The sequence below is a fragment of the Paenibacillus sp. NAIST15-1 genome (genome assembly GCF_001894745.1).
GTDB lineage: Bacteria > Bacillota > Bacilli > Paenibacillales > Paenibacillaceae > Paenibacillus_B > Paenibacillus_B suaedae.
This window is the reverse complement of the sequence record NZ_BBYF01000003.1, coordinates 677,517-689,583: the sequence shown is the minus strand read 5'-3', so window position 1 is coordinate 689,583 and position 12,067 is coordinate 677,517. Positions and strand designations below refer to the sequence as shown.

The 12,067-nt window shown below is 49.1% G+C and carries 11 protein-coding genes; all 11 read left to right on the top strand.

Translation table 11 applies throughout. From position 1 onward, the window contains the following. Positions 1-90 precede the first annotated feature (90 nt). The 11 genes from hemW to PBN151_RS10770 all read left to right on the top strand — a co-directional run bounded on the left by hemW (position 91) and on the right by PBN151_RS10770 (position 12,065). On the top strand, positions 91-1,293 hold the full coding sequence (gene hemW, locus PBN151_RS10820) for a radical SAM family heme chaperone HemW (protein WP_072728914.1): 1,203 nt from the start codon (positions 91-93) through the stop codon (positions 1,291-1,293). A gap of 440 nt (positions 1,294-1,733) precedes the next feature. Further along, a complete protein-coding gene (locus tag PBN151_RS10815) occupies positions 1,734-2,195 on the top strand; it encodes an N-acetyltransferase (RefSeq protein ID WP_044356348.1) in 462 nt (153 codons plus the stop codon). 862 nt (positions 2,196-3,057) lie between these two features. Continuing rightward, positions 3,058-4,086, top strand: coding sequence for a heat-inducible transcriptional repressor HrcA (gene hrcA, locus PBN151_RS10810; RefSeq protein ID WP_021256828.1), 1,029 nt, complete (start codon positions 3,058-3,060; stop codon positions 4,084-4,086). A gap of 26 nt (positions 4,087-4,112) precedes the next feature. After that, positions 4,113-5,708, top strand: coding sequence for a TCP-1/cpn60 chaperonin family protein (locus PBN151_RS10805; RefSeq protein WP_072728913.1), 1,596 nt, complete (start codon positions 4,113-4,115; stop codon positions 5,706-5,708). Positions 5,709-5,761: 53 nt separating this feature from the next. Beyond that, positions 5,762-6,403, top strand: a complete 642-nt coding sequence (gene grpE / locus PBN151_RS10800) for a nucleotide exchange factor GrpE (protein WP_065290474.1) — start codon at positions 5,762-5,764, stop codon at positions 6,401-6,403. A 101-nt stretch (positions 6,404-6,504) separates the two neighbouring features. Then, entirely contained in the window at positions 6,505-8,343 is a 1,839-nt protein-coding gene (gene dnaK, locus PBN151_RS10795) for a molecular chaperone DnaK (RefSeq protein ID WP_021256825.1), read from the top strand. A 110-nt stretch (positions 8,344-8,453) separates the two neighbouring features. After that, entirely contained in the window at positions 8,454-9,575 is a 1,122-nt protein-coding gene (gene dnaJ / locus PBN151_RS10790) for a molecular chaperone DnaJ (protein ID WP_036592446.1), read from the top strand. A gap of 257 nt (positions 9,576-9,832) precedes the next feature. Further along, positions 9,833-10,030, top strand: a complete 198-nt coding sequence (locus PBN151_RS10785) for a YfhD family protein (protein WP_021256823.1) — start codon at positions 9,833-9,835, stop codon at positions 10,028-10,030. Then, positions 10,027-10,224 carry a hypothetical protein gene (locus PBN151_RS10780; RefSeq protein ID WP_072728912.1) on the top strand — a complete coding sequence of 66 codons (198 nt, stop codon included), beginning with the start codon at positions 10,027-10,029 and terminating at the stop codon, positions 10,222-10,224. The genes PBN151_RS10785 and PBN151_RS10780 overlap by 4 nt, the downstream gene beginning before the upstream one ends. Before the next feature lie 159 nt (positions 10,225-10,383). Then, positions 10,384-11,364, top strand: a complete 981-nt coding sequence (gene prmA, locus PBN151_RS10775) for a 50S ribosomal protein L11 methyltransferase (protein WP_072728911.1) — start codon at positions 10,384-10,386, stop codon at positions 11,362-11,364. A gap of 17 nt (positions 11,365-11,381) precedes the next feature. Beyond that, the gene (locus PBN151_RS10770) at positions 11,382-12,065 is read left to right on the top strand and encodes a site-2 protease family protein (protein WP_021256820.1); all 684 of its coding nucleotides are present in this window, start codon (positions 11,382-11,384) and stop codon (positions 12,063-12,065) included. Positions 12,066-12,067: the final 2 nt, after the last annotated feature.

Sequence of the window (12,067 nt, the reverse complement as noted above, 5' to 3'; positions counted from 1 at the left end):
GGAGGAGGGGGCGGAACGCCTCCTCTTTTTTAGAAAGATCATTATTATAGATAGGCTGGTGTCATACAGCCATGAAAGGAGGGTCTCGCCATGCCGGCGAATCAACCTTCACCAGAGCAAGCATCAATACCGGCACGTGCTCCACGCGCGGTATATATTCATATTCCATTTTGTACGAACAAATGCCATTACTGTGACTTTAACTCCTACGTACTGAAAGGACAGCCTGTTATGGATTATTTGCGGGCGATGGAGCAGGAGATGGCATATACAGTGGAGCAGTATCCTCCAGGCGTCATTGACACAATATTTGTAGGCGGCGGTACCCCGACGGTCTTGACGCCAGATCAAATGTCTTACTTCTTGGAGTCTGTTCGTAAGGCATTTCCGAACTGGAGTCCCTCGATTGAGTTCAGTATGGAATCCAACCCGGGTACGACGGATTTAGACAAGCTGCGGGCGATGCGAGACGGAGGAGTGAACCGGATCAGCTTCGGAGTCCAGTCGTTTAATAACGACCTTCTTCATGGCATTGGCCGCATCCATAATACGGATGATGTGTATCGCAGTATTGAGAATGCGCATAAGGCGGGCTTCAGCAATATGTCCATCGACTTGATGTTCGGCTTGCCGAATCAGACGGTCGAAATGCTCGATCATAGTGTGACGAAGGCATTGGAGCTGAATTTGCCTCATTTGTCGATATACAGCCTGAAGGTAGAAGAGAACACTTTGTTCCATGCCATGTACCATCGCAATGAGCTTCCGCTGCCTAGCGAAGAGGATGAGCTGGATATGTATATGCTCATTATGGATCGGATGAAGGCAGCTGGATATGGGCAATATGAGATCAGTAATTTTGCGAAGCCTGGCTATGAGAGCCGTCATAACACCGTCTACTGGCGCAATGAGGATTACTATGGCATTGGTGCAGGTGCGCACGGTTATGTGAATCGGGGGCGCCATCTGAACATTAAAGGCGTTAATCCCTATGTGGAGGCCTGCAAGCAGAGCTTGCCGAGACTCGATTCGTTCACCATTGAAGAGAGTGAAGCGATGGAGGACTTCATGATGGTTGGTCTTCGCTTGCTGGAGGGTGTGAGCAGCACACGCTTCGCGACGCAGTTCAATGGGGCGCTGCTGGATAAAGTATTCTCTGATCCGATTCGCCGACTGTTGAAACAGGGGTTAATCGAAGCTACAGATGACGGATACCGTTTGACGGAGCAAGGACTGCTGTTTGGCAATAATGTGTTCGGAGAGTTTGTAGGTACGCTCACTGCGAAAGAATAACAGTACGACGATAAGGATGGCTGGTCTCTAAACGGGCAACGGCATCGTAACCGTATTGTATTGTAGCAGGTACAGTAATAGATACAATGATTGATAAAACGAGCTTGAGAACATGGATTTGTTTCTCTTGCTCGTTTTTTTATTTGTTGTAAAAAGAGAAGGAATAATTCCGATATGGTGCCTGCCTGTAATAGTCGCTATGTCTGTAGAGGTATCATCAGAATCTGCTCAGGCCTCTCTTCGTTTACGTATTTTACATAAAGAGTAATGGACATGATGTTGCTTGAAGTCGCTAATATGGCGGTTACACATAAGGAAGAAGCAGGTAAAAATAGTCTTGATAATATATGCAGTTGGTTGTATATTAATACGTACATATTTTGGAGTCGAACAGAGATGTACATCCAGTAGATAGAGATTGGGTTGGAGGGACTATACTTATGGTAGCAACGATTCGCAAGGCAGATGAGAACGATATTGAATCATTGGCAGAGCTTATTCAATTTTATGCACAGCAAGGAATTATGCTTCCTCGTTCCAGAGAGGTGCTGGCGAAGCAGATTGAGCATTTTGTCGTTGCCGAATGGGAAGGGGAGCTAATTGGCTGCGGCTCGCTCTGCCAGCTTGGAGCTGACTTGGTTGAAATTCGCTCATTGGGCATATCGCCTGATTTTAAAGGGAGAGGCATCGGAACAATGCTAGTGGATGAACTGCTAATAGAAGCAAAGGCGCGAGCTATTCCCAAAGTTATGGCCTTAACCTATGAATCGAAGTTCTTTCAGAAAAATGGCTTCGATATTGTAGAAAAAGAGATCTTCCCAGAGAAGGTATGGACGGATTGCATTCATTGCAGCAAGCTCCATTGCTGTGATGAGATCGCAGTGATGAAGGTGCTGGATTGATTTGGTGAAGATCCGGAAGTGGTTATATTAGAGACCCTAAATCAGGTACAAAAGGACTGACCCCGTCAAGTAGACAGTACAAAAAATAAGAACCAATTAAGCGGTCTTGATCCTGAGTTCCATCGGACTGAGACCGTTTAACTTTGCTTGTAATCGTTCGTAATGTAAAAATGGATGTACGCCTGAGAAAGCCCTAATACATAGGAGACAACTGATTTATAATGAAGGTTGTGAGTTAATTTTATATTTGATGCACGTCTGGTTTCTTGTAAAAGTTCCCCGATTTTTTTGATGGCCGTAACTTCCAATCTCCTCCCCCCTTCCAATCAATTTATTACCTATATTTTACCATGTTATGAAGGTTAGAGTAAATTGTAGGATGACATTAGAAGCAAAGATAAGAAACGGAGTGAGATAATTCTTCCTCTCTTGTTTTGGGTGGTAAATAGGTTCGATTATAGAACTTCCTCTTCTTCGCATCTGGATTAATCAATGATACAAATGATTTTTAAGAATACACAATAAAATACTTTTACCTACTTAGAGAGGATAAGCAGTGTTTTTTACTTTATTAAATATTGTAAGGACACTAAACTCTTTCCCTAGTCTACTATTCAGGCAATTCAAGCCACTATATAATTGAAGATAAAGCCCTTACGATATAGTGGTTTGGCAACAATCATGTCGGATTCGATCAATAATACTGCTGAATACGGTTCTACAGATAAAATAGGCACGCCCAAAGTACCTAACTGACTTGACAATGGTCTCGTCCGTTTGGTATTTTTGTATTAACGGTTAGCACTCGACGCTGATGAGTGCTAACGACTACAGCAAGAACATTCACGAGGAGGGAATGCGCATGTTGACGGAACGACAACGTATGATTTTGAATGCCATCATTGATGATTATATCCGTTTTGCGGAACCGGTGGGTTCCCGCAGCATCTCCAAGCGCGGCGATGTCGGATTTAGTCCGGCGACCATTCGCAATGAGATGGCCGATCTGGAAGAGCTCGGCTTTTTGGAGCAGCCGCATACGTCTGCAGGTCGCATTCCTTCCCAAAAGGGATATCGCTACTATGTTGATAACTTAGTTCAGTTGGATAAGTTGTCGAGTGAAGAGGTTGGCCGATTGAAATCCGCGTTCGCGGAAAAAATAACGGCAATGGAAGAAATCGTGCAGCATACGGCTTCGATATTGTCGCAGATGACGAACTATACGTCGATTGCGCTCGGCCCAGAAGTATTTGAAGCTTCCTTCCGCCATTTTCAGCTGCTTCCGCTGAACGAGGATACTGCAGTAGCTATTGTTGTTACCAATACGGGGCATGTTGAGAATAAGACAGTACCGATCCCTCCGGGGATCTCGGTGTCGGAGCTTGAGCAGGTTGTGAACTTGCTCAACGCGAAGCTCGTCGGTGTTCCATTATATAAGCTTCGTTCTCAATTATATACCGAGGTCGGCAATGAGATGGGCAGATACGTCTCTCATGTGCAAGAACTGATGACACTGGTTGAGAGTGTGCTCATCGGGGATGACAACCATCGTGAAGTATTCTTGAGCGGAACAACCAATATGTTGGCGCAGCCTGAGTTCAAGGACGTTGATAAGATTAAGACGATCTGGGAGCTGCTTGAGGAAACACCGACGCTTATCAAGGTCGTAGGCAGTGCGCCCACCGGTATCCAAGTCCGTATCGGGCAGGAAAATCCACATGAGGCGATTGCCAATTGCAGTTTGATTACGGCGACATATACGATAGATGGCCAGACGTTGGGTACGATAGGCGTATTGGGACCAACACGCATGGAATATGCGAAGGTCATCAATTTGATGAATCATTTAACGAGTCAATTTGCGTTGCTGCCGCAGCGCTGGAATAAATAACGAATCAAGGTAAAGGAGGCGTCGTCATGACTCAAGCAAGCGGGCATGTGCAGGAGACCGATGAGCGTTATGCGACGCTTCTCAATAATGCAGGGGCTGTTCGTGCCTTGTGCGCAGCAGTAGAAGGAACGCTAGGTCCTAAGGGTCTTGATGTCATGCTCGTTGGGGGTGACGGCGAGGTCATTATTACGAATGACGGGGTTACGATTCTAGAGAAGATGGACGTATCCCACCCGGCTGCCAAGCTGCTCATTCAAGTGGCGCGTGCACAGCAGCATGAAGTAGGCGACGGCACGACTACGGCTACCGTCCTTGCAGGTGCATTGGTACAAGAGGGAGTAGCCCAAGTCACACGCGGTGTTCCAGCAGCTAAGGTGGTTACAGGACTTATGCATGGGGTTGCGGCCGCATGCGAGGAACTTCGCCATCGCGCGGTGCCGCTCAGCGGATGGAGTGATGATCGGCTCCATCGCGCTGTACATATAGCAGGACGAGAGCAAAAGGATATTGTGCAGCTCGTGCTTGAAGCCGGACAGGCGGTAGGCTGGGAACAGCTAGGACAAACGAATTATCGGTATGCAGACAGTATTGTCGCGCATGAGAAGGCAGAGAATGAATGGTTCCACGGTGTAATGCTCAAGCAGAAGCCGCTGCAGCGGGATTGGCTGCCAGAGCGATTGAACTGCCGGGTACTCGTATTGCAGGACAGCTTGGAGCCAGTGGCGCTTGATGAGCAGCTGCTGACGACGGAAGCTGGCTTCCAGCAGTATATGGCGGAACAGGCTCGTTTTATGCATATGCTCGAACAACTTAACGAGCTTGGTGTAGGATTTATCGTACTGGAGCGCGGTATTCATCCCGATGCGGAACAATATTGTCTGGATCACGATATGATGGTCGTGCAGCGCGTTAGCCGCGAGGATATTATACGCGTCTGCCGGCTAAGCGGTGCCAAGCCGCTGAAGCGCACAGCGCTTGCGAAGCAGCGCAGCGAGCTGGAGCCGCTGCTCGGGCGCACCGCCTGCGCTCGCTACGATGAGCGCCTGGAGCGCGTACGGCTGTATGCCCCGGCACAGCCGGGCCACACAGCCCGGAACGCCGATGCCGGCTCCGTCCCGGATCCAGCTTCGGCGCCGCATCGCCCGCAGGTGACGCTCATCGTCGGCGCAAGCACGCGCGAGGTGGTGGGCGAGCGAGCACGCATCGCCCAAGATGCCGCCTCCGCGCTGCAGGCCGCCATTCAAGGCGGCGTGCTTCCTGGCGGAGGCACGACAGAGGTAGCGCTCGCCTATCGGCTGGAGCGCTACCGCGAGAGTGTGCGCGGCATGGAGGCATTCGGCATCGCTGCCGTCGCACAGGCACTGCGCAAGCCAATGGCACAGATCGTGCTCAATGCCGGATTCAATCCGCTTGAGAAGCTGGAGGAGGCGCGCGCGGCGCAGCTTGCCTCGAACAATGATGCAATCGGCATTGACTGCGATTCAGGAGCATTGCTCGATTATGCACAGGCGGGCATTTATGACCCGGCAGCCGTGAAGCTGCATGCTTTGCGTGCTGCAGGAGAAGTAGCCGCAGCGGTGCTTCGCATCCATACGGTAATTAAGATGAGAGCACAATCCTGATTGGAGAACGCTCGCCTGAGCTAAAACTAGGTAACAATGTATATCAACTATAGATGAAAGTATTGAACTACGAAGGGGAGGTGAAGGGGTTGAACCCAGAAAAAGAAGAGAACATTGCAACTGAAACGATGAATGAAGAGGCGGCACAAGCTGCCCATAATCATACAGAAGACATTCCTGCTGCTGATAACGCGACAGCGGAGTCCAGCGAAGGGAATACTTCTTCGAGCGAAGGTGCAGTGGAGGATGCTGAGCTTGCCAAAGCAAAAGCAGAAGCAGAGGAATACCAGCAGCGCTTCTTGCGTGCGCAGGCAGATTTCGATAACTTCCGCCGCCGCACACTGAAGGAGAAGGAAGATCTCGCGAAGTATGCTTCTGCGAAGCTCGTTACCGAGCTGCTTCCTGTGCTCGACAACTTCGAGCGCGCACTTGCAACTGAGCAAGCGGCGAGCGAAGCTGAATCATTCATCAAAGGGGTAGACATGATCTTCCGCCAGTTGGGCCAAGTGCTGGAGCAGGAAGGTGTGAAGCCGATGGAAGCTGTCGGCCAGCCTTTCAATCCAGAATTCCATCAAGCGGTAATGACAGTCGAAACTGATGAATTTGAAGAAGGCACTGTAGTTGAAGAACTGCAGAAGGGCTACTTGCTGAAGGACAAAGTATTGCGTCCGGCAATGGTCAAAGTTAGCGGATAACGTGAACGTACAAGCCGGATTACACGGCCAATGTATGAGCACATCACATTAAGAAATTCATGATAAATGAGAATCGAAGTTAGTTAGAGGAGGATATATTCATGAGTAAAGTAATTGGTATTGACTTAGGTACAACAAACTCTTGCGTTGCGGTTATGGAAGGCGGCGAAGCTGTCGTTATCCCGAACCCAGAAGGTGCGCGCACAACCCCTTCCGTATTAGGTTTCAAGAAGGATGGAGAGCGCGTTGTTGGTGAAACAGCGAAGCGTCAAGCGATCACAAATCCTGATCGTACCGTGATCTCCATTAAGCGTCATATGGGAACAAACCATAAAACATCAATTGATGGCAAAGACTTCACACCGCAAGAGCTTTCCGCAATCATTTTGCAAAAATTGAAATCCGATGCAGAAGCTTATTTGGGTCAACCGGTTACTCAAGCCGTAATTACAGTTCCTGCATACTTCAACGATTCCCAACGTCAAGCAACGAAGGACGCTGGTAAAATCGCAGGTCTTGAAGTTCTTCGTATCGTCAACGAGCCTACAGCGGCAGCACTTGCTTACGGCGCAGACAAAGAAAACGATCAAACGATCCTTGTATACGACTTGGGCGGCGGTACATTCGACGTATCGATCCTTGAGCTCGGCGACGGCTTCTTCGAAGTTAAAGCGACAAGCGGCGACAACCAATTGGGCGGCGACGACTTCGACCAAGTTATCATCGATTACTTGGCTGCAGAATTCAAGAAAGAGCATGGCATTGACTTGGCTAAAGACAAAGCAGCAGTGCAACGCTTGAAAGATGCTGCTGAAAAAGCGAAAAAAGAATTGTCCGGCGTAATGACAACAACAATCAGCTTGCCGTTCATCACGGTTGTTGATGGAGTGCCTCAGCACTTGGAAGTAAACTTGACTCGTGCGAAGTTCGAAGAATTGTCTGAGAACTTGGTTGAGCGTACACTTGGCCCAACTCGCCAAGCGATGCAAGATGCAGGCATGACTCCTGCTGACATCGACAAGATCGTTCTTGTCGGCGGTTCTACTCGTATCCCAGCGGTACAAGAAGCAATCAAGAAGCTTACAGGCAAAGAGCCTCACAAAGGCGTTAACCCGGATGAAGTGGTTGCACTTGGTGCAGCCGTTCAAGCTGGCGTATTGACTGGCGACGTGAAGGACGTTGTATTGCTCGACGTAACACCATTGTCCCTTGGTATCGAAACAGCAGGCGGTGTATTCACGAAGATGATCGAGCGCAACACTACGATTCCTACAAGCAAGTCGCAAGTGTTCTCGACTTATGCAGACAACCAAACGAGCGTAGAAATCCATGTGCTTCAAGGTGAGCGCTCCATGGCTGCTGACAACAAGACACTTGGCCGCTTTATGCTGGCGGATATCCCACCAGCTCCACGCGGAGTGCCACAAATCGAAGTTAGCTTCGATATCGATGCGAATGGTATCGTAAAAGTATCTGCACAAGACAAAGGTACTGGTAAGACTCAAAACATCACAATTACTTCCTCCAGCGGCTTGAACGATGAGGAAATCGACCGCATGATGAAGGAAGCAGAAATGCATGCGGAAGAAGACAACAAGCGCAAAGAAATGGTCGAAGTGAAGAACAGCGCTGACCAATTGGTATACACAACGGAGAAAACAATTAAAGACTTGGGCGACAAGGTTGACCAGGCTGAAGTAGATAAAGCAAACGAAGCAAAAGAAAAAGTGAAAAAAGCACTCGAAAGCAACAACGTTGACGAGATCAAAGCAGCAACAGAAGAGTTGACGCAAATCGTACAGCAGTTGTCTGTGAAGCTGTATGAGCAAGCTGCTCAAGCTCAGCAAGCAGCACAAGGCCAAGAGCCAGAGCAAGGCGCAGCGAAGAAAGACAACGTCGTTGATGCTGATTATGAAGTCGTAGACGAAGACAAGAAATAAGCTTTTCGATGGTGAGGTCAAAGCCGGGAGCACTCGGCTTTGACTTTCCTTTTGCAGTGAATTCGTATAGTCTTCTATAGAGGTATGCTACGAAAGCGTATGGGGGTGGAATAGTGGCGAAACGAGATTATTATGAAGTGCTTGGCGTTGCCAAAGGTTCTGGCGACGACGAGATTAAGAAGGCGTATCGCAAGCTCGCACGCCAATATCACCCGGATGTCAACAAGGCCGCGGACGCAGAAGACAAGTTCAAGGAAGTCAAAGAAGCGTACGATGTGCTAAGTGACAATCAAAAACGGGCAATGTATGACCAATACGGTCATGTCGATCCGAACCAAGGTATGGGTGGCGGCGGAGGCGACTTCGGCGGATTTGGCGATATCTTCGATATGTTCTTCGGCGGCGGTGGCCGCAGCAAGGATCCGAACGCGCCTCAGCGTGGCGGAGATTTGCAGTACACGATGACGATCGAATTCAAGGAAGCTGTATTTGGCAAAGAGATGGACATTACCATCCCGCGTACCGAGCAATGCGACACATGCTATGGTTCTGGAGCGAAGCCGGGAACGAAGCCAGATGCATGTACGACTTGCCACGGAACAGGACAGCAAGAAGTCGTGCAGAATACGCCGTTTGGCCGCATGGTCAACCGTCGTGCATGTTCGACATGTCAAGGCCGAGGCAAAATTATTCGTGAGAAGTGTGGAACTTGTCACGGTGCAGGTACTGTGAAGAAGCAGCGCAAAATTCATGTCCGCATTCCTGCGGGTGTCGATGATGGCGCACAGCTGCGCATGAGCGGCGAAGGGGAAAGTGGACTTCGCGGCGGGCCGAGTGGGGATCTGTATATCGTAATCCGTGTGAAACGCCACGAGTTCTTCGAGCGTGACGGGGACGATATCTATTGCGAGATTCCGCTTACGTTCGCGCAAGCAGCGCTCGGCGACGAAATTGAAATTCCGACGCTGACGGAGAAGGTGAAGCTGAAAATACCGGCTGGTACACAGACGGGCACGTTCTTCCGCCTGCGTAACAAAGGGGTTCCTCGCCTGCGCGGTTCCGGTCAAGGCGATCAGCATGTGAAGGTTGTTATCGTGACACCGACGAAGCTGTCTGACGAGCAGAAGGAGCTGCTTCGCCAATTCGCGGAGAAGAGTGGCGAACATCCGAACTACGGCGGGAATGAAGAATCGTTCTTTGATCGGATGAAGCGTGCTTTCCGCGGAGATTAACAATAATTTCATACAACTGCGATTGGCCGATTTGTCTGTACCATTTATCATTCATGTATATGTTCATAATTTCGGTCGGAGCATAGAGAAGGATCACAACGAACGTATTGAGATTTTCAATGCGTATGTTGTGATCCTTTTTATTGTTTCTTAGAGAACCATGTAAGACTGTATTTACGCCATATGCATAATCCGAGGGGAACTGACTCAAGTTATGGAGGAGATATATTGATGACGAACCCGAAGGAGGCGCACCGATGAACAATTTCCATGATACGCATAACCGCCCCTCAAGCGCTTACAGCGAGCAGGCAGATGCGGACGTTAATCAACAGGTTGTCCCAGCGGACGGCAAGTTTGAAGATGTGGAATTTTCATATGAAGAGGCGGATCGCGATGACTTGAAGGCATTGGAGCGTGCGAATCAGGCCGATGAGCGTGCGGAACAGTCGTGACACGCATAACAGCTACTTTTGAGCATGCTTCGGCTGCAGATGTATGTGAGCGCAAGCTGGAGGCATTAAGAGGGCAAGACATACGTATTACGGCAGGCGACGACTATTACATGGTCAGCGCGGATGTTAAAGAGGACGTGCTGGATCGGGCCTATGCGCTCATCCGCGACCATTTAGGCGAAGCCTCCAAGTAGCGCCGACAACTGAATAATGCGTTGAATGAATCAACATAAAGAGGCAAAACTCCACAGCGATAGCGCTCCTTAGTGAACGCTCGTTGTATGGAGTTTTGTTTTTGTGTACAATAAATAGAATGTGTAGCTATTTTAAGATGTATAGGAGGATGTACGATCGTGCATTGGCATGAATTAACGATACATACAACCGAAGAAGCAATTGAAATGATATCGAACTTTTTGCATGAGGCTGGCGCTGGGGGCGTGACGATTGAAGAATCGGGGACGCTTAACAAGCAGCGCGATACTACGTATGGGGAATTGTATCAATCTCCACTGAACGATATCCCTGAGGGACAAGCAGTCGTACAAGGATATTTTGCAGATGGAACGGATTTGAAGGAAGTAGAAGCAGTCATTCGTGAGCGTATTGAAGAACTCAGAAGCTATCAGATCGATCCGGGTGAAGCTCTAATTTCGTGGAAGACCGTTCATGAGGATGACTGGGCAAATGCATGGAAGCAGTATTTCAAGCCAGCGCGTGTTACAGAGCGATTGACAATTAAACCGACATGGGAGTCCTATACGGCGCAAGAAGGTGAGCAGATTATTGAGCTGGATCCAGGGATGGCATTCGGTACGGGAACACATCCGACGACCTCGCTCTGCTTGCGTACCTTGGAAAGTGTCGTACAAGGCGGAGAAGATGTCATTGATGTTGGGACAGGCTCAGGTATATTGGCAATTGGAGCCTGCAAGCTTGGCGCCAAGCATGTGCTTGCGATTGATCTGGATCCGGTTGCGGTATTAAGCGCGAAGGAAAATACCAGCTTGAACGGTCTAGCCGATGAAATAACAGTGCGAGAAGGCGACCTGCTTAGTATTATCAAAACGAGCGGTACCGATGAGGAGCAGGAGCTTGGCGTGCGGCTTCCGGTTCAGATCGTAGTAGCCAATATTTTGGCGGAGATCATTCTGCTGTTCGTCTCGGATGTCTACGAAGCATTGCAGCCAGGCGGAGTTTACATCGCATCAGGCATTTACAAAAATAAAGAAGACGTCGTGGAGCAGGATTTGCTCGCGAAAGGCTTCATTGTTGAAGCGAAGCACCGGGAAGAAGACTGGATTGCATTCGTTGCGCGCAAGCCGTTTGAATAGAGGAGAGGGGACAATTTATGGATTTTCTAAATAGCCTGCTGGTAGTCAAGCTGGAGTTGCTGCCCTTTCTCGTACTGTCACTGTTGATTTCGTTCACTGTTCACGAATTTGCACATGCTTACTCCGCATGGAAATTTGGTGATCCGACAGCGAAGATGCTCGGCCGCGTCAGTTTGAACCCGACGAAGCATATTGATTTCCTTGGTATGCTGTTGTTCGTCATCGCTGGCTTCGGATGGGCAAGGCCTGTTCCAGTCAATCGGGACAACTTCAAAAAGCCGCGTGCAATGGGGATTGTTGTATCCGCAGTCGGACCGCTCAGTAACTTGCTATTAGCGTTCATTGGTACATTGGTGCTTCATCTTGGATTTAAATTGGGGTTTGTCGATGTGGGATCTGGGAATCGGATCCACTTGGCATTATTTTATTTCTTGTCCTTCTTGATCTCGAACAATGTCCTGCTGTTCTTGTTCAACTTAATTCCACTGCCGCCGCTTGACGGCTATCGCATAGTGGAAGATTTGGCGCCGGCTCATGTACGTTCCCGGCTGCAGCAGATTGAACAATGGTCGATCTTTATCTTCTTGATTATCGTGTTCATCCCTGTGTTACGGGATAAGACGCTAGGGCCTTTGTTCAGCTTGATCCAGCCGATCATGAGGGAGATGTCCCGAGCAGCTATGTTCATCGTAGGCAGTTAAGA

Bases quoted from the DNA above. Each gene is read 5' to 3' on its own strand.
- hrcA (WP_021256828.1), top strand. From the start codon at position 3,058: ATGTTGACGGAACGACAACGTATGATTTTGAATGCCATCATTGATGAT.
- PBN151_RS10815 (WP_044356348.1), top strand. From the start codon at position 1,734: ATGGTAGCAACGATTCGCAAGGCAGATGAGAACGATATTGAATCATTG.
- PBN151_RS10770 (WP_021256820.1), top strand. From the start codon at position 11,382: ATGGATTTTCTAAATAGCCTGCTGGTAGTCAAGCTGGAGTTGCTGCCC.
- hemW (WP_072728914.1), top strand. From the start codon at position 91: ATGCCGGCGAATCAACCTTCACCAGAGCAAGCATCAATACCGGCACGT.
- PBN151_RS10805 (WP_072728913.1), top strand. From the start codon at position 4,113: ATGACTCAAGCAAGCGGGCATGTGCAGGAGACCGATGAGCGTTATGCG.
- PBN151_RS10785 (WP_021256823.1), top strand. From the start codon at position 9,833: ATGAACAATTTCCATGATACGCATAACCGCCCCTCAAGCGCTTACAGC.
- dnaK (WP_021256825.1), top strand. From the start codon at position 6,505: ATGAGTAAAGTAATTGGTATTGACTTAGGTACAACAAACTCTTGCGTT.
- grpE (WP_065290474.1), top strand. From the start codon at position 5,762: ATGAAAGTATTGAACTACGAAGGGGAGGTGAAGGGGTTGAACCCAGAA.